Annotated in this window: 19 protein-coding genes; 8 read left to right on the forward strand and 11 right to left on the reverse strand. The window is 47.6% G+C overall.

The genetic code is table 11. The features are described from left to right. Window positions 1–175: 175 nt before the first annotated feature. The 4 genes from ACOSVP_RS04635 (at window position 176) to ACOSVP_RS04650 (ending at window position 2960) form a co-directional block, all read left to right on the forward strand. The gene (locus ACOSVP_RS04635) at window positions 176–1378 is read left to right on the forward strand and encodes a Bcr/CflA family multidrug efflux MFS transporter (RefSeq protein ID WP_487346322.1); all 1203 of its coding nucleotides are present in this window, start codon (window positions 176–178) and stop codon (window positions 1376–1378) included. A gap of 16 nt (window positions 1379–1394) precedes the next feature. Further along, the gene (locus ACOSVP_RS04640) at window positions 1395–1742 is read left to right on the forward strand and encodes a HopJ type III effector protein (protein ID WP_487346323.1); all 348 of its coding nucleotides are present in this window, start codon (window positions 1395–1397) and stop codon (window positions 1740–1742) included. Window positions 1743–1862: 120 nt separating this feature from the next. Further along, the gene (locus ACOSVP_RS04645; protein ID WP_487346324.1) at window positions 1863–2684 is read left to right on the forward strand and encodes an HAD-IIB family hydrolase; all 822 of its coding nucleotides are present in this window, start codon (window positions 1863–1865) and stop codon (window positions 2682–2684) included. Window positions 2685–2798: 114 nt separating this feature from the next. Beyond that, on the forward strand, window positions 2799–2960 hold the full coding sequence (locus ACOSVP_RS04650; RefSeq protein ID WP_487346325.1) for a hypothetical protein: 162 nt from the start codon (window positions 2799–2801) through the stop codon (window positions 2958–2960). Between the two features lie 81 nt (window positions 2961–3041). Here ACOSVP_RS04650 and ACOSVP_RS04655 read toward each other — a convergent pair whose 3' ends face one another. After that, window positions 3042–4496 carry a TyrR/PhhR family helix-turn-helix DNA-binding protein gene (locus ACOSVP_RS04655; protein ID WP_487346326.1) on the reverse strand — a complete coding sequence of 485 codons (1455 nt, stop codon included), beginning with the start codon at window positions 4494–4496 and terminating at the stop codon, window positions 3042–3044. 184 nt (window positions 4497–4680) lie between these two features. Between ACOSVP_RS04655 and ACOSVP_RS04660 the strand changes: the two genes are divergently transcribed. Then, a complete protein-coding gene (locus ACOSVP_RS04660) occupies window positions 4681–5637 on the forward strand; it encodes a LysR family transcriptional regulator (RefSeq protein WP_487346327.1) in 957 nt (318 codons plus the stop codon). An 80-nt stretch (window positions 5638–5717) separates the two neighbouring features. Here the strand turns inward: ACOSVP_RS04660 and can are convergent, their stop codons facing one another. The 5 genes from can to ACOSVP_RS04685 form a co-directional block, all read right to left on the reverse strand. Further along, window positions 5718–6353, reverse strand: a complete 636-nt coding sequence (gene can / locus ACOSVP_RS04665; RefSeq protein ID WP_487346328.1) for a carbonate dehydratase — start codon at window positions 6351–6353, stop codon at window positions 5718–5720. Then, the gene (locus ACOSVP_RS04670) at window positions 6343–7197 is read right to left on the reverse strand and encodes a putative RNA methyltransferase (RefSeq protein WP_487346329.1); all 855 of its coding nucleotides are present in this window, start codon (window positions 7195–7197) and stop codon (window positions 6343–6345) included. The genes can and ACOSVP_RS04670 overlap by 11 nt, the downstream gene beginning before the upstream one ends. A 145-nt stretch (window positions 7198–7342) precedes the next feature. Continuing rightward, window positions 7343–9325, reverse strand: coding sequence for a putative bifunctional diguanylate cyclase/phosphodiesterase (locus ACOSVP_RS04675; protein ID WP_487346330.1), 1983 nt, complete (start codon window positions 9323–9325; stop codon window positions 7343–7345). 62 nt (window positions 9326–9387) lie between these two features. Beyond that, on the reverse strand, window positions 9388–10245 hold the full coding sequence (locus tag ACOSVP_RS04680; RefSeq protein WP_487346331.1) for a DUF1853 family protein: 858 nt from the start codon (window positions 10243–10245) through the stop codon (window positions 9388–9390). After that, window positions 10242–10589, reverse strand: a complete 348-nt coding sequence (locus ACOSVP_RS04685; RefSeq protein WP_487346332.1) for a YqcC family protein — start codon at window positions 10587–10589, stop codon at window positions 10242–10244. Before ACOSVP_RS04685 ends, ACOSVP_RS04680 begins: the two co-directional genes overlap by 4 nt. Before the next feature lie 74 nt (window positions 10590–10663). Between ACOSVP_RS04685 and ACOSVP_RS04690 the strand changes: the two genes are divergently transcribed. Continuing rightward, the gene (locus ACOSVP_RS04690) at window positions 10664–11728 is read left to right on the forward strand and encodes a DUF3549 family protein (protein ID WP_487346333.1); all 1065 of its coding nucleotides are present in this window, start codon (window positions 10664–10666) and stop codon (window positions 11726–11728) included. Between the two features lie 27 nt (window positions 11729–11755). On the opposite strand, the gene ACOSVP_RS04695 is transcribed toward ACOSVP_RS04690, so the two are convergent. The 3 genes from ACOSVP_RS04695 to rlmKL all read right to left on the reverse strand — a co-directional run bounded on the left by ACOSVP_RS04695 (window position 11756) and on the right by rlmKL (window position 15245). Then, window positions 11756–12016, reverse strand: coding sequence for a formyltetrahydrofolate deformylase (locus ACOSVP_RS04695; protein WP_487346334.1), 261 nt, complete (start codon window positions 12014–12016; stop codon window positions 11756–11758). A gap of 121 nt (window positions 12017–12137) precedes the next feature. Beyond that, window positions 12138–12995, reverse strand: coding sequence for a formyltetrahydrofolate deformylase (gene purU, locus ACOSVP_RS04700; RefSeq protein ID WP_487346335.1), 858 nt, complete (start codon window positions 12993–12995; stop codon window positions 12138–12140). A gap of 81 nt (window positions 12996–13076) precedes the next feature. Then, window positions 13077–15245, reverse strand: a complete 2169-nt coding sequence (gene rlmKL / locus ACOSVP_RS04705) for a bifunctional 23S rRNA (guanine(2069)-N(7))-methyltransferase RlmK/23S rRNA (guanine(2445)-N(2))-methyltransferase RlmL (RefSeq protein ID WP_487346336.1) — start codon at window positions 15243–15245, stop codon at window positions 13077–13079. A gap of 124 nt (window positions 15246–15369) precedes the next feature. On the opposite strand from rlmKL, the gene rmf reads away from it, so the two are divergent. Beyond that, the gene (gene rmf, locus ACOSVP_RS04710) at window positions 15370–15579 is read left to right on the forward strand and encodes a ribosome modulation factor (protein ID WP_055461189.1); all 210 of its coding nucleotides are present in this window, start codon (window positions 15370–15372) and stop codon (window positions 15577–15579) included. 60 nt (window positions 15580–15639) lie between these two features. Here rmf and ACOSVP_RS04715 read toward each other — a convergent pair whose 3' ends face one another. Together ACOSVP_RS04715 and ACOSVP_RS04720 are read right to left on the reverse strand one after the other, a co-directional pair. Next, entirely contained in the window at window positions 15640–16680 is a 1041-nt protein-coding gene (locus ACOSVP_RS04715) for a quinone-dependent dihydroorotate dehydrogenase (protein WP_487346337.1), read from the reverse strand. A 36-nt stretch (window positions 16681–16716) separates the two neighbouring features. Further along, a complete protein-coding gene (locus ACOSVP_RS04720) occupies window positions 16717–16938 on the reverse strand; it encodes a DUF2835 domain-containing protein (protein WP_487346338.1) in 222 nt (73 codons plus the stop codon). A 127-nt stretch (window positions 16939–17065) separates the two neighbouring features. Here ACOSVP_RS04720 and ACOSVP_RS04725 point away from each other — a divergent pair, with 127 nt between their 5' ends. Continuing rightward, entirely contained in the window at window positions 17066–18031 is a 966-nt protein-coding gene (locus ACOSVP_RS04725) for an AAA family ATPase (RefSeq protein ID WP_487346339.1), read from the forward strand. Window positions 18032–18033 lie beyond the last annotated feature (2 nt).

Below are 18033 nucleotides of genomic sequence, written 5' to 3' on the forward strand. Positions count from 1 at the left end.
ACTTACAAAAATGACGACAAGTGAAACATAGAAGACTATAGATAACTATCCAATGACTGCACGATCGGTTCAATTAAGCTGTCTTTCCTTAATTAAACATATTAAGTGGTTATGGTTCTCATTATAATTGACAAACACAACTAACCATCGAATTTGCACAACATTTTGGAGATTTATGCAGCTGACGCTACCCGTAATACTGGTTCTTGGCCTACTGGCCGGCATCACCCCATTGGCTATTGATGCCTACCTTCCTAGTTTTCCAAGCGTCGCGGAAGATCTCAATCAAGACATTAGCAATATCCAGCTTACCCTAAGCATCTATTTGATCGTGTTCGCAGTGTTCCAGATGTTTTATGGCCCGCTGTCAGATGCTATTGGCCGTCGCAAGGTGGTGGTGACAGGACTTGGCATTTACATTGTCGGCAGCTTGATGTGTGCCGTCGCGCCTTCTTTTGAATGGCTGTTATCTGGTCGAGTGGTGCAAGCCATTGGCGGTGCTGCCGTGGCGGTCACCATCCCAGCGCTAGTAAAGGACAACCTCACGACCAACCAGTTTGCTAAAGCCATGTCGATGATTATGCTGGTGATGGCGCTAGCCCCTTTGGTGGCACCGATTCTGGGCGGCACCATTTTGGTGATGTTCAACTGGCACGCTATTTTTATCTTTCTGGCGCTGCTGGCGTCGTTCTCAATTTACTTATTCCTGCGCACCATCCCTGAAACATTAGCCAAGGAAAAGCGCACGCCCTTGTCGTTTGGCAGCGCCATTCGCAACTACATCACGCTTGCACGCAATCCGATTATCATGGGCTACATCATGGCGGGCGCCCTGCACTTTGGTGGTTTGATGTGTTTTGTAACCGGGGCGTCATTTGTTTACATCAAGGTATATGGCATCAGTGAAGGCCTGTTTGGCTTCTTATTTGGTGCCAACGTATTGAGCATGATGATGGCCACCACTATTAACGGCCGTTTTGTAGAAAAGCTGGGCATCGACAGGCTGGTGAAATACGCCATGATGGTTTTGCTCTTGGATGCACTCTGTCTCGCCATCATGTGCTTTATGGAGCGACCACCGCTAGCAGCCATCATGATTGCGATGATGCTGTTTACCGGACCGATCGGCATTTTGGGCAGTGGCTTTATGGGCGGTGCCATGCGTCGTGCAGGCTCGCTTAACGGCAGTGTGGCTGCGTTGGCTGGCACTCTGCGCTTTTCCATGGGCGCACTGACAGGTGTCGTTTTAAGTGTGCTGCACAACGGTACATTTGTGCCTATGTTGGGTATCATGTCCGTGTGTGGGTTAGGCACATACGCAATTTATCGCGCCATTTTGAAAATGGAATCGCAAAACCCAATTACCGAAGCTAATTAATTGTAAGAGTCAAAACATGCTAACAACGCAAACTTTACTAGAACAACTGGCAAACGCGCCTGAAACCGTTACTTTCCAAGACACGATTGCCGTGATCGACGCTGAGTACGAGTTCACACCAACCGCTTTCCAAAACGGTGCACAAGTGAACCAAGCTAACGAAAACAACGGTTCATGCAAAATTTTCTCGTTCGCCAAGCTAAATAACGTTGCTGCAGCCGATGTCCTAAACCTGTTCGGTGACTTTTACCGTAAAGATGTCCTAGAACACCCTGAAGCGACGGACCACCAAAACATCCGCCAGTTCATCCTAAACGGCTGGGACGGAGTGAAATTTGAAGGCGAAGCGCTTGCTGCGAAATAAGCGCCTCAAGATCGATGTAAAAGGGACATGATTGTCCCTTTTTTGATCCAGCCATTGAATTATCTGCGTAAGCTGTATCTAATCTTTATATGAACAGCAACGCCGTACATGAGGTGATGAATGGATTTAGTCGTATTTGACTTAGATGGCACCCTGCTCAATAAGCAGCAGCGCTTATCAGATGTCACACTCAAAACCTTAGAAAAGATGCAACAAGCCGGCATCGCCTACACAGTCGCCACCGGGCGAACTCATTTGGCCGCCGCGCCTTGCATCGAAGCTCATGCTTTCCCGCTCTGGCAAATCTACAAAAATGGCGTCGAATGGTGGCACCCTGAACAGCAGGTGTATCGCCATCAAGGCATCTTAGATTTGACCATGATTCATAGCACGCTGCAGGCCTTTGCCAACAACGAAGTCACCCCGTTTGTGTTCTGTTTAGAAAACGATGGCACCCAATCAGTCTACTACCCTGCGCCCCATAATCATTATGGCAATACAGTTTTTAAAGAGTTGTCTAAACACCACAACCTGACGTTGTTTGATATTGAACAGATGCCAAACAATGCACGCATCATCAATATCAGTGCGCTTGGTCATCCAGACAGTCTCAGCACCATTGTCGAAAATTGCGACGGTCACGAGCATCTCGTGGCCTACAGTGGTGGCGGCATTTACCACCCTGAAACCCATTGGATTGACATTCACCACAACAGTACGTGCAAAGGTTCTGCTATCGAGCAATTAAAGCGGGAACTAAATGCCACGAATTTGATCGTATTTGGCGATGGCGACAACGACTTGACTATGTTCAAAATCGCTGACGAAGCTTACGCTACCGATAACGCCCCAAGCTATATCAAGGCACAAGCCTCGGGTACGGTCGGCCATCATGATGAAGACGGCGTTGCGTTATTTTTGAATAAACGCTTTGCCCTATAGACTAAAAGCTAATTTGTTTCGAACGTTCTGTTACGTTTTTGCAACAATTCAGGCTTTACGAATACACTCAATTGGCTCATAGTAGAGTCATAACAACACCTGTGGAGAAAGATTATGTTTGAATTTGCCCTATTTTTCGCGGCCATTGCTGGAGCGTTTTGGATGGCACATTCTCTAATCAACTTAGTTTCTCGTCCGACGATGAAAGCTCAACCGATTAAAATTGAAGCAGAGAAAAAGGCACCTCAGCGTCGCCAAAACCGCTTCCCATACTAATCATCAGGCTCCCAAACTAGCTCCACTGAGCAAGGCCACCACGATCTTGCTCAGCACATTTCCTGCAATACAAATTCTTCCCTACACAATCCCATACTCTTTTAGCTTATTAGCAATTGAGCTGTGGCTGACATTGAGAAATTTCGCCAACTTGCGTGTACTCGGATACTGCGGATAGAGCTTGCGTAGCACTTCTGCTTCATAGGCTTTGACGGTTTTGTCCAGCGATCCCTCCATCAGCTCAATAGGCATCGTTTGCCCTATTTGAATAGGCAGGTCTTGTGCCGCAATCTCGCCATCTCGCGCCACTTGTCGCGCTTGATAGAGACAAGACTCCAACTCTTTTAAATTGCCCGGCCAGCTATGCATTTTCAGGGTCGCTAGGGCATCCTTACTAAGGGAGACAAGGGCTTCGTTGTGACGCTCACTGGCCTCTTCTAATATCTCAGCGCACAAGCCAGGTAGATCTTCCTTACGCTCTCGCAGTGGCGGCACGGCTAATTGGAAAGCACTGAGCATAAAATACAACTCATCACGCAAATGATCCTGCTGTCGTAACGCTGCATCCGCTAGACGAGACAAACCAATCACACGGCTAGGCGCTTCGACCTGATACAATCGACTCGGTTGCGCTTTCAGCCAGTCAATTAACAACCCTTGGCATTCATCACTAAGTAGTTCCACATCATTTAATGCTAACCAGCCGCCCTGCTGCAGATGACCCTGTAATAGCTCTGGCGTCAGACTGGCCGAGGCGATAAAACTCAACACCGTCTCATGCTCTAGGTTCTGCTGTTGCCAATACTGAAAGATGGCCTCTAACAATCGCTTTTTGCCTACCGCAAACTCCCCTGTTAGCAACATAGGGCTGTCGTTGCTCACATAGGCTTTGGCGAAACTTAGGCAACGCTTCATAGCAGAGCTCTTGGTTAACGATGGTTTGAGAAAACCTTGTAAGGCATGCTCTGCATCCGGTGCTTTGCGTAAGCTTGAAGCTTGGCGACCAAGACGTTGCGCTGAGCGAATATGCACCACACCGCCGGCGCAGACTTGTTGCGCATTTTCATTGCTAACGAAAAACGGCTGCATTTCCAACAGCAGCAATTGCCCCTTAAGTCGAACGCGTTTGGTGACACCCGCTTCTAAGCTCGCCCAATCTAGGCGCTCAAAGACAATGCTGGTGATAAACTGACTCAAGGATTGTCCTATCAGGGCGTCTAGGGCAACTCCAAGATCCTGCGCGGCTTGGTTTGTAGCCATGGTCACCATACCTTTTAGGTCCACAGCTACGACCCCATCAGGCAGGGCTTCTAGCAAGGTATGCAAAGCATGTTGCTCCCGCTCAGAAGGAGTGTACTGCACCGTTTTGACATCGGTGACACCACGCAATCGGCGAATATCGGACAGCAATTGTGTTAGGTTTTGAAAAGCAATGTCTTCAAAGCCGATGTACAGACAGCCCATACGGCTGTCCACTTCGATGCGACGCATATCAATATGATAGGGCACCAAGATATCCAAGATTTCTTGCGCCATACCAATTCTATCTTCACATCTCACCTCTAAACGCATGCTGACTCCACCGTCATTTTTATTGCCTGCTAATCTAGCACACTGAAAGATAGATGCGACCTTCGTCAATCGAAGACCGGCTTCAAGTTCTATTCATGGAAAAAATACAGTATCATGCGTGGCCATTACTAGTCGAAATGGTCTCCTTATGCAGCTCGATAAAATCGACCTTAACCTACTGCGTTATCTTGATTCTCTTCTGCGTGAACAAAACGTCACGCACGCCGCCAATCAGTTAGGCATCACACAACCTGCAATGAGTAATGGCCTACGTCGTTTACGAGACCTATTTCACGATCCATTGTTGGTACGTACCAGTGATGGCATGATGCCAACCGCTTTAGCGATCCAGTTGCAGCCGCGTGTGCGCAGTATCTTACAATCGGTGGATGAAGTGCTGCACCTAGGACACAATTTTGATGCCGGCTCCAGCTCGCGGGTATTTCGTATCATGGCCAGCGATTACGCCGAAGCAACGCTGATCCCACCCTTGATGCAGAAGCTGCAACAAGAAGCCCCTAACGTCATTATGGATGTCATGAACCCAAGTGATGTGAGCTTCCACGACGTAGAAAAAGGCAAGGTGGATTTGGTCATCAACCGTTTTGAAACGTTGCCACAGTCGTTCCACCAAAAATCCGTTTGGGTAGACCGTTTCTCTTGTTTGGTACCAAACGACGATCGCTTTGATGAAGTCATGACCCTGGAACAGTACCTTGAATCACAACACGTGTGGGTGAGTAAAACGGGGTTTGGTGTCGGTGTTGGTATTCAGCCAGAAGAAGTACAAAAGCTTGGCTGGGTGGATTCTACTTTGGCTGAATTAGGCCATAAACGAAACATTCGCCTGTTTACCCGTAGCTATAACGTGGCCATGCGCTCAACCGAACAACTGGGCTTGGTAGCGACCCTACCATCCTTGGCGACTCGTTTAATGCTGGATAGTCCAAACGTTAAAGTGGTAGAACCGCCGTTTGAAATTCCACCAATCGAATTAAAAATGCTGTGGAGCCCGCTGCTACAACACGATCCTGGCCATATTTGGCTACGCTCGACCATTGCAGGCTGTGCTAAGACGATTGCCGAAAAAGCAGATCTTTCTTAATACTTTCTGGGCAACTAAAACAGAAAACGGCGCTTATAAGCGCCGTTTTTTTATAGATTCGACTCTTTTTTGAGAAGCGCTTACGGTACTGTGTGCAGACTTACTTCCGCTTCTTCTTCAGAAGAAACCGTTACATTAAGGTCGGTAATATGACCATTTTTGATGCTGTAACACCAACCGTGAATCGTCAAATCTTGGCCGCGCTGCCAAGCGTTTTGCACGATGCTGGTCTGGCAAACGTTGGCCACTTGCTCGATCACGTTTAGTTCACACATACGATCAAAGCGCTCGTGCTCGTCAGTGATTGTGTCCATTTCTGCTTTGTGCAGACGGTAAACATCTTTAATATGGCGTAGCCAGTTATCGATTAAGCCATATTCTTTGGTTTCCATGGCAGCTTTGATACCACCACAACCATAATGACCAACTACCATAATATGCTTCACTTGCAACACATCTACCGCATACTGAATCACCGACAAGCAGTTTAGGTCCGTGTGGACCACCACGTTAGCAATGTTACGGTGAACAAATACTTCGCCTGGCAGCAGGTCGACAATCTGATTCGCTGGTACACGGCTATCGGCACAGCCAATCCAAAGGTAGTCAGGCTTTTGTTGCTCTGACAGTTTATTGAAAAAAGTCGGGTCTTCCGCATTCACCTTTGCAGCCCACTCACGATTCTTTTCAAACAGAACACCCAATTTACTCGACATTATTTTTTCCTTGCTTCTGATACCAGCGCAACTTGATGTCCGCCGTAAGATCTATCTTTTGTAACGCTAACGCAGCCTGCTTACCTTCGTAAGAAGCTTTATGAATATGTGGAGTCATGGCCAATAGACGGCCAATGTCTTCGGCATTGTCTAAAGAAAAGCCAAAGCGATGGTCAATCTCATGCTGTAACACAAACCCTTCTACCCCCTCAGCGTGAGTCACACGGTGAGGCTTGATTTCAGGGTATAGGATCTGGCGCAATTCGATTAGGTGATCTGCACCCGACTCTACTAATAGCAACCAACCTTGCTCCGCCAAGATACGAGAAAATTCTGGAAACACTGGAAAGCCAAAAGCACACATCACCCAATCGAAACGCTGCTCAGCCACTGGTACATGGGCATTACTGCCAACAATCCAATCAATGTTTTTGTTGCGTTTGCTAGCATCGGTAATGGCCCATTTTGAAATATCCAAACCGACCGCATCCATCTCATAAGAGGATTCTAGTTGAACCATCAACTGGCGTAAGTAATGACCTTCACCGCAACCGGCATCGAACAGACGAAATTTGCTTAACTGCGTTAGCCCTTCTGGCAGGGAATCCACAATCGCACTGATAATAGGATCGTAGTAGCCTTTCGCCAAAAAATCCCGACGCGCTGCCACCATTTCTTTACTATCGCCAGGATCCTTAGAGTGCTTCTTTTGTACTGGAAGCAAGTTCACGTAACCGGTTTTAGCAATATCGTAAGCATGGCCATTAGCACATAACAAAGAGCGTTCATGACGCGTTAAAGGCAGCTGATCTAGCGGGCAGCACAGTTGTTCGAGAGCAGACACTCAGACTCCATTGTCTTGGGGAGAAATCGGATTAAGAATGGGCCGAATCTTACCAAAAAGCGAGGCAAAATAATGCGCTATATCACCACTATTTGATGCTTAAACGGCATCTAGGGCTGAGCCATAAAGTATTTTTGGCTCAGCCCTAACTTTGGTAATGTTTCAAGTAGCTTTCAAAGTCTTGCGAGCACATGGGTTTTGCGAACAAATAGCCCTGCACTTCCTGGCATTGATAACCGGTTAACAAGCTCATCTGCTGGCGGCTTTCTACGCCCTCGGCAATTACTTTTAAATTGAGACTTTGCGCCATGGCAATGGTCGCTTTAACAATGGCATCGTCTTCGCCATCCGTGCCCAAATCTTGAATAAAAGATCGGTCAATTTTCAGAGCCTGAATCGGGAATTTCTTCAAGTAGGCAAGCGAGGAATAGCCCGTTCCAAAATCGTCGATGGATAAAGACACTCCCATCTCACGGAAGTCGTGTAACTTCTTGATGGTGCCGTTCACATCCGACATCAACATGCTTTCAGTCAACTCTAGCTCTAACCACTTAGGATCAATCCCAGTGTCGTCTAGAATCTGCTGCACCACTTCCACCAAATTAGGCTGTAAGAACTGACGGCCCGATAAATTCACCGACAAGCTGATCGGTGCTAAACCTTGCTCTTGCCAAGTTTTTAACTGTTCACAGGCTCGGCGAATCACCCACTCCCCAAGCGGTAGGATCAAACCACTTTCTTCGGCGATCGGGATAAACTTATCGGGCGTAATCATGCCCCACTCCGGATGGCGCCAGCGAATCAAGGCTTCCGCCCCCACGGTTTGCTCATCGACAGAACGCACCTTAGGTTGATAGAACAGCTCAAACTGCCCTTCTTCAATGGCTTTACGCAAGCCTCCGCCCAATGTGAGATAAGCACTAAAGCCTTCACTCATGGCATCTTCATAGACTCGATAAGCATTATGGGTGTTGGCTTTTGAACGATACATGGCCGCATCAGCGTTCTTTAACAGAGTATCAATATCCGCGCCATGCATCGGATAACAAGCAATGCCGATACTGGTGGTGATCAGCATTTCCATATCAGAAACAGGATAAGGTTTAACGCCCGTTTCATTAATCAAGTTAGCAATCTGCTCTAACTCACTGATATCTTGAACATGTTCCGTCACCACAACAAATTCATCACCGCCCAAACGATACAAAAACGAGCGCGACGGAATGGTGGTTTTGATTCGGTTAGCAACTTCTTGCAGTAATTGATCCCCGACACGATGGCCAAAGGTATCGTTCACCACCTTAAAACTGTCCAAATCCAAGTACATCACGCCGAATTTACGATTACGCTTGTCCGCCGTGGCTTTCGCAATCTCTAACTGCTGATAGAGCAAATTACGGTTTGGCAGATGAGTCAGCGCATCGTAATTTTGTAAACGGTACAGCTGAACTTCGTAGTCACGTAATTCTTGAATGTCTTGGGCGTAGACATCAATGTTGCCATTTTGTGGGTTTTCATGGGCTTCCAGTTGAAACCAACGAATGCCTTCAAACGTGGACAAACGAATTTCCTGATGAAACTCCTTCTCACGCTGGACACGCTCCACAAAATGCTGAGCCGCACTTTGCACGGCAAACATATCACGAAGGTTGCTCAACTCTGGAAACAGCGCCTGTGCACGGGAACTTAGGAAACCGCGTTCACCTGCCGCCGTAAAGGTCATCAAAATCAGGGAATTGAGGCGTTCTGGGATGCTTTTATTGCCGTAAGTGCTGGGCACTGTTTGCGCGACGCCCGCAGGACAAGGATAGGCTTCCACCGAGAAACCAAGACGAGACTCACCTAAGGAGATAACCGTTGCCGTACAACGATACAGCTCATGCTGGATGTCACGAATTAACCAATGAAAACACAGCAACGCACTGTGCTGTGATTGTTTAAGATAGCGACTTAAATCTTCCTTTAACTCTTGATCGATATAGGTAAAGCCATCGCGGTAAATACCTAACGCCTCGCCAAAACGCTGCTTTGCAGTGGCGTTGCTCCAAGACACAGTTCCTTGTGTTACATCTATCACCCAAGCGGCTCTTTTGGCGCTTGGCACTAAGAACTCTACAATGTCTGTCATCTACAATAGTTAAAAAAGAATCGGCTGCCATATATGCCTGATCACTTCACGCTTTACCACACTTACCAGTTGTCGGGGCAGACAAACAACCAGAAAGGATCGCTTTTGCAAAGATCAGTTTTTTTACGGCAAGAAAATAATATCGGTCGATTATCATCCACAAATCGCTCAGATAACTCAACTAGCAATTCTTCATTTATCGGCTTTTGTGTGTAAAGTTCACTGCTTGGAGTGATCCAATTAGGTTTTTGAGCTTCCTGTAAATCACCTAGCCATGGACTGAGCGCTTCTAACTCCCCTATCCGAATCCAAGCCGATTGCAAAGCATCCTCTTGAGCTAGAAGCTCTGCCTTGCCCGAAAGCGAATAAAAATGCCGACCATAAATCATCAGATTCGACGTTACGTCATCATTTAAGCCAGCATCCGCCAACCACTGTTTGCCTTCAGGTCGCGTTAGAATGGCTAATTGATGCTGACGGGCATGGGACAGTTTTTTCGCTAAGCTGTCATTTTTATTCGGGCCAATCCAATCATTGGGCGACAAATCAGGACGTTCTAGATAAAACTTCAAGGCAATTTCAAATTGCAGCACACGGCCGGATGGATCCCGTACCAACAAGTCCACTTCCCCCAAGGTCTTACCCGCCGCTTGGATTTGTTGGTGCTCTGCGAGCACTGCTAAGGTAGTGAAGTGTGTCACCGCAAAGGAGAACAGCTGCTCAAAATAGGTGCCCAAAAAATGGGACTTGGCGGCTTGCATATGCCTCACCAACAGACTTGGCTCAGCACTCAGCGATGCCAATTTTTGACGCCAATCGGCTCGCATAAAATGCGCTAGCGGCTCATCACAGACGAAGTGCTCTCGCCCTTCAAGCAGCCACTCTAAGTCGGCTAATAACTGTGCTGCAGCGTGATTCACAATGAGCTCGTACGACTAAGGAAGCGATCCAAAGCATCACATACCAGCATAAGATGTTTGATACGTTGTGGCGCTAAGCCACGAAAGGCCTCTTCGATCATAGGGGAAATATGACAGCGTTCTGGCAACGGCTGTTGCTGCTCGATCATCTCTTTAAAACGCTCGATTAGCACAAAACGCAGCCATTGCTCAAAAGTCATGGTATCAATACAAAACGGCTGCACTGAGGCGAACGCTTGCGCTGATGGCATTTTCGTTTCCCACACTTGGGCCTCTTGCATGGCCATTTGCAGCTCTAACACAAGATCCGCCAACTCGGTGTAACGTTGAATCGATTGGGACAACTGATTTCTCTCCTAAAAAACGGTATGATGCGAAGCTTTTTAAAGTCACATCAGTTTGGGCGCACATCACAGCTATGCAAAACATTGAATCACTAAGCGATCTTTTCAGTGCCGTTGGTTGCAAGGCCACATTTTACGACGTTGGCCGTTACATTACGAAAATTACGCCGCAACAGGTCATTCAGTTCGACAAGAAACAACAAGTTTACCCATATGGTTTTCGCAAGCAAGCTTGGCTAGCCTGTGTTCTGACAGAGCAACAAGCCCAAACCAATGATGGCCAAGTGGTGTGGTTCTTACGTTTGCCATTGGACGAATCTGGCTGCCTGAACCTTGGCACGCGCGATCATTTTATCAAAACCATCGTCGATAAAATTATGCACAAGGGCACCGAGCAAGGGGTACAAGAAGCCCTAGAGGACAACCCTTATGCCTTCCAACCAGACCAAGATCGCCTAGCCAGCTTCCACGCTATTTTAGCCCGTGATCTGAAGCAACCAGCGTCGCATTACTTCTCCGCCGTAGTGGAATACTTACAAGGAGAAGATCTACAAAATGAAGCTGCGTGGAATCAATTGGGGATTCAGGGATTGGCCGATCTGGCGGCACGCAATAGTGACAAGAGCTTAGAAAAATTAATTGTTAGAGCAATTGAACAAGCGCCAAATGAAGTCCGTTTCCCCTTGTGTCACGCCCTAGAGCACCATGTTCAAAGTGACGCCCTGATAACCGCCGTGTGCGGGCAATTAGTGTCTGACTCTGTGGCAACGGCCGATGCCGCTCACCTTGTGCGCGCCATTGCTCGAAATGAATTTGTGAATGACTTATTTATTCCGCTGTTCACCATGCTAGGTGACATCAGTCACTGTGATGACGAACAACTGGAGCTGATTGCATCCTTGGTCGCGAAATGTCCCCATTGGATTGCAGGCCAAAGCCAGCTGTTACGTATTATTTTAGAGAAGCTGGCACACCGTGATGACAGCCAACTTGGTTTCAAACACATCGTTGCCGAATTGACGCAACAGCCAGAGACCCGAGCAGAATGCTGGCAGGCGTTGCGCTCAGAACACGTAAGCCAAGCACTGCAAAACGCCGTGGCAAATCTGTTTACACCCGCTCCCTCTACCCTGCAGTAAATCCTTTTAGAACAGCCCGCCATACTATTAATGGCGGGTATGTTTGGGCTCCACCATGGAACGCATCTCTTGGCGATGTTGCTTAAACTCGTCGCTCAGCTCGTAGTGACCATCGTCGGTATGCTGCAACGCACCACGGCTCACCAGCGCTTCCAATGTTTTAGGTAAGACTTTCTGACGGCGTTTGCCTTTCACAAAGAAATATTGATCATCAACCTGAATAAGTTCGAAACCCGTCTCGAGAAACCCGACACAAAGGTTTTGGGTTGGTGTTAATTTCAATTTCATCGCGTCACCCTCAACCAAACTAATTGATTTACTGAGGTAACTATAGACAAAAATTTGGATAACAGAATGTTATTGGGAAGAAAGGGCAAGTCGATTGCACGAAACTTACCCTTTTCAAGGCTTACTGAGCAAACACAACCGTCTTGTTGCCGTGCACGAGCACGCGGTCTTCAATGTGGTAGCCAAGACCTCGGGACAAGACCAATTTTTCGATGTCTTTACCCAAGCGCACCATATCCGTGGCAGAGTGACTGTGACGCACACGAATCACATCTTGCTCAATGATTGGACCCGCGTCTAAATCCGCTGTGACATAGTGACAGGTCGCACCGATCAATTTCACACCACGCACTGCCGCTTGATGGTAAGGCTTAGCACCGATGAACGACGGCAAGAAGCTGTGGTGAATATTGATCACGCGGAAGCGGTACTTCTCACATAAGTATTCAGGGAAGATCTGCATGTAGCGCGCCAAGACAATAGTATCCGCGCCAGATTCATCAATGGCGGTTTCAATCGCTTGAAACGCTGGCATTTTGTCTTCTTTGGGCACATTGATGCAGTGGTAAGGGATCTTGTACCACTCCACCATGGAACGCAGGTCTTCATGGTTAGCGATCACACCCACGATATCGCACTGCAGTTCACCCGTGTGCCAGCGGTGTAGTAAATCATTCAGACAGTGGGACTCTTTGGTCGCCATCAGCATGACTTTGGGCTTGTCTTCACTGCTGTTAATAAACCAATCCATGTCGAACTCAGCGGCGATCTTAGCAAACTCGGCACGGAAAGTTTCCAGATCCACAGTCATGCTCTCTGCATCAATCACATGACGCATAAAGAACCATTTTTGCTCAGGATCGGTGTGGTGGTTCGCTTCAACAATCGAACCATTACGCGAATTCAAATATTGGCTCACAGCCGCCACAATACCAACACGGTCAGGGCAGCTGATCACTAAACGAAAAGTTTTGCTCATAGTCTCTACTACTTTTTTAGATTCAAACCGCTGGCTAACAAAAGCCAAGCGGCCTGAATAAATGGGGAAAAGTTATTGGTACTATTTGTGTCGCAAAATCCAACATTGGTGAATCTTTTGATTACGCTCAAAATCCGGATCAAGCGACTGACGAGTGATGTCTTGTACCTCATAACGTTCACTTAAAGCAGGATCCAGCTCAAAGCGACGGTAGTTGTTCGAGAAAATCATCTCGCCATCTTTATGCAATCGCGCCATGGCTAGGTCGATCAGATCCACGTGGTCACGCTGGATGTCCAATACGCCGGCCATTTTTTTAGAGTTAGAGAAGGTTGGCGGATCCATAAAGATCAAATCAAACTCATCCTCTGAATTGCGTAACCATTCAAAACAGTCCGCACGCACCACTTTGTGATCGCGTTCAGAGAATTCGTTTAATTCTAAGTTTCGACGTGACCATTCCGTGTACGTGTTGGACATGTCGACACTCAAGGTGCTCTTCGCACCACCCTGACCTGCATGCACAGAACCAGAAGCGGTGTAACAGAATAGGTTCAAGAAACGGGTACCATTGGCTTTTTCTTGAATCAGTTTGCGTACTGGACGGTGGTCTAAGAACAAGCCTGTGTCCAAGTAGTCTTTCAGGTTAACGATAAAATCACAACCATGCTCTTCGACGATCATTTCGTGTTGTTGCTGGTCGACTTTTTCGTATTGATTCTTACCCGACTGACGCAGACGCTGTTTAACAACAACGTTAGTCTCAGGAATATTCAATGCCAGAGGGATGGCCGAGACGGCTTCAAATAGACGCTGTTGCGCTTTGTTTTCATCCACACTCTTTGGTGCTTGGTACTCTTGCACGTGCGCCCAGTCGTTGTAGATATCAATTGCTACCGAGTATTCTGGCATGTCCGCATCGTAGACGCGGTAACAGGTGATTTTCTCTTTATCCAGCCACTTACGCAGTTTCTTCTGGTTCTTCTGCAAACGGTTCACCACCATTTGCGCACCAGACGATAAGCCTACCTGTTCACGGCTACCGGCTTTGATATGTGATTCCGCGATCGGGAAGCGGTAAGCACGACATTCCAAACCACCGTTCAATACGCGAGTACTTTTCTCTGGTCGAATCGGAATTTGGCGCGCTAAGTTTTCACTGCTGGTCAGCAGCATCATTTCGCCTTCCATCGCGTGTTCAATCGCCCAATCACCCAACTGACGGTACAGTGCCACTAGCGCCATTTCATCGCCCAAACGCTCACCGTATGGTGGGTTAACCATGATCAAGGTTGGCTGTTTGTCCCAGTTAAACTCATGCTGCTGGAAGGCCGACATCTGCACATCGATCACGCCCACTAGACCTGCGCGTTTAATGTTTTCACGGGCGGCAGCGATGGCTTTTTGCTCACGATCGGTACCTTGGAAAGACACCGTTAAGTCTTCGGGTGCCACACGCTCATTCTTCGCCACATCATTTAACTGTTGCCACATGCGGTGATCGTGCTGTTTCCAGCCTTTGAAACCCCAGTACTGACGGCGCGAGCCTGGTGCGATGTTCAAGGAAATCAAGGCCGCTTCCACCAAGAAGGTGGCCGAACCACACATAGGGTCCACCAGTTGTTGGAACTTACTGTCTTTACTCCAGCCAGCGCGCAGCAACAGACCCGCCGCTAAGTTTTCTTTCAGCGGTGCCATCGCGCCCTGCTGACGATAGCCACGGCGGTGCATACTTTCGCCGGACATATCCAAGCTTAATACCGCTTGATCACGCTTAATCTTTAGCGCGATACGCAGGTCAGGATTTTGTTTTTCCACACTTGGACGACGACCACTGCGTTTCATAAAGTAATCGGCAATGGCGTCTTTGGTACGAACGGCACCAAACTGAGTATTACGAATAGAATGGTTGGTGCCATGACAATCTATTGCAATGGTACTGTCGGCAGTCATGTGCTCAGACCATTCAATCGCTGCAACACCCTGATAAAGATCATCTGCGCTGTCAATTTTAAAGGTCGTCAAGGGCATCATCACGCGCGTTGCCACACGCGACCAAAGACACGCTAGATACATGCCACGCAGATCCGTGGTCAACTTTACCTGAGCTTCACCTAGGCGCGTTTCAGTCAACCCTAGATCATGCAGCTCTTTTTCAAGAATATTTTCCAAGCCAATTGGGCAGGTCAATTCCAGCGAAATTGGTTGTACGCTAGCGTCGCTAGATGTCACTTCAGAATTTTGTGTCATGTTTATTACTTTTAGATGAATTTTTGCATTTCGTTAGAGCAAAGTGTTTTTAGACAAACGCAACGCCCTCAACTATTAATTAAAGTTCACTTACATTGAAAAGAGAACTGTGAGGAACGTATTTATGAAGAAACAAAAACGAGATCTTCATCAAAGAGCGTATGTACGTGGCTACCGAGCTGGCATGGCCGGCCGTTCGAAAGCCCTTTCGGAGCAATGTCATTCGTCCGCTCGCCCTGATTGGTTAGCAGGTTGGCGAGAAGGTCGTGTTGACATGTGGGATGGTCTCACCCCTGTCGATGGCACTTATAAAGCCGCAGGTTTTTCTCAGTAATACTTTTTTATAAACCCTATTCTAGCAAAATGGCCAGTCAATCGACTGGCCATTTTGTTTTTATTTGCCTAGGCGATTTTTGCGAATGTAAGCATCCGTTGCGGCAATGGCCTCGTGTACCAACTCTGGCCCACGGTAAATAAAGCCAGAGTAGATCTGAACCAACTTAGCGCCCGCTTGCAGTTTCTCTACCGCATCCGCACCCGACAAGATACCACCCACACCAATCACTGGCAGTTCATGTTGTAGGTGGTCACATAGCACTCGTACCACATGAGTCGACGCATCTTTCACTGGCGCACCACTTAGACCACCTGCTTCGTTAGCGTATTTATGAACCGCTACAGCATCACGAGAAAGCGTAGTATTGGTCGCAATGATGGCATCCACTTTCTGTTCAACTAGGGTATCGGCCACCATTTTGATTTCATCATCGCTCATATCTGGCGCGATTTTCACAGCTAGTGGCACTGTACGACCATTTTCTGCGGCGTAGCGGTTTTTCGCTTCCACTAGCGGCGCAATCAACTGCGCTAGACTTTCGCCAAATTGCAGTGAACGAAGGCCTGGCGTATTTGGTGAACTGATGTTCGCGGTAATGTAATCCGCATACGGAATCACTTGCTCTAGACAGGCTAGGTAATCTGATGCCGCATTTTCAACCGATGTCGTTAGGTTTTTACCAATGTTCACACCCAACACACCTTTGAATTTATGCTGGCGAATGCGTGACACCATGTGCTCCACACCTTTGTTGTTGAAGCCCATGCGGTTAATGATGGCGTCGTGTTCAGGCAGACGGAACAAACGTGGTTTTGGGTTTCCGGCCTGACCTTTTGGTGTCACGGTACCCACTTCTACAAAACCAAAGCCCAATGCACCCAGTGCTTCAAAGGCGTCCGCATTCTTATCAAGACCCGCCGCTAAACCCACCGCATTTGGAAACTCAATGCCCATTACATTAACCGGTGTTGCAGCCTCTTCATGGGCATACAGTGACGTCAAACCTAAACGAGCTGAAGCGCCCAACATATCAAGGGACAGTTCATGGGATACTTCAGGGTCTAATTTGAACAGTAGCGAGCGAGCTAAGTTATACATACGGGTCAGCCTAATGATCTGTGGTGTAGTAGAGGATTAAAGAATTTTCTCGATTTTGACGAGTTTCTTGTTTTCATCAAATTCGATCTCAAAAGAGCCATATACGCCCTTGTGAGAGACAAAGCGCTGAAAAATCGATAATGGCAGCTGAATCATTCGCCCATCTCGACTGCGCGCAACTAAGTTTTTCACTGAACCTTGATACATTTCCTTGTACTTATAGGCAGGGAGACTTACGTCAATAGTTACTTTTGCCATAACATGCCTTACATGCGACACCTCGTCTTAACAACTTGTTCAAGAAGAGGTTTAAACTTGGATACAATGCTGGTTATTATATTGGCTTGCAGGGTATTTTGACAGCAGTATAAGGGCTTACAGTAGTATGGAAGCAGTAATTGAACGTCTAAAAGATCACTTAAATCACTCGATCGTTGGCCAAGCCTCTTTAATAAACGATTTATTAATCGCGCTGATCGCAAAAGGTCATGTTCTTTTAGAAGGCCCGCCGGGGATTGCTAAAACAACTGCGGCAAAAGCCTTGGCAAATGCGATTCAAGCTAGCTTCCAACGCATTCAATTTACCCCTGACTTATTGCCAGGCGACGTTACTGGCTCAGACATTTATCAGCAGCACTCTGGGCAATTCCAATTTACCCCAGGCCCGATCATGCACGACATCGTGCTTGCGGATGAGATCAACCGCGCCCCCGCTAAGGTGCAATCGGCCTTATTAGAAGCTATGGGCGAACGTCAAATCACAGTGGGCAATGCCACCTACCCTTTGTCAGAATTGTTCTTTGTTATTGCCACGCAAAACCCAATCGAGCAAGAAGGTACCTACCCGTTACCGGAAGCCCAGCTGGATCGTTTTTTAATGAAGATCCAGGTGAACTACCCTGACTTAGAAACCGAATTACAGGTGCTACACCTGATTCGCGAGCAAGACAAACACGGTAAGGGCGACGCAAGCGCTGCAGTGATTTCCCTAGACGATATCGCCACCTTGCAAAAGGCCGCTTTGAATCTCTATATGGCGGATGCAGTGGAGCAATATATGATTCATCTAGTCATGGCCACGCGTCACCCTGAAAAGTACTTTGAAGACGACGGTAAAATGGCGGCGATGATCGAGTACGGCGTTAGCCCACGAGCCACCCTTGCCCTTGATCGTTGCGCCAGAGCTCATGCGGTAATTGCAGGACGGGACTACGTCACACCAGACGATGTGCGCGCGGTGGTGCATAACGTATTCCGCCATCGTATCGTGCCCTCTTTCCAAGCCATTGCGCAGAACCTAAGCAATGATCAGCTAATCAATATGATCTTAGCCAAAGTTCCTGTGCTTTAAGC

The sequence above is a fragment of the Marinomonas sp. HM11-D genome, from assembly GCF_057626615.1.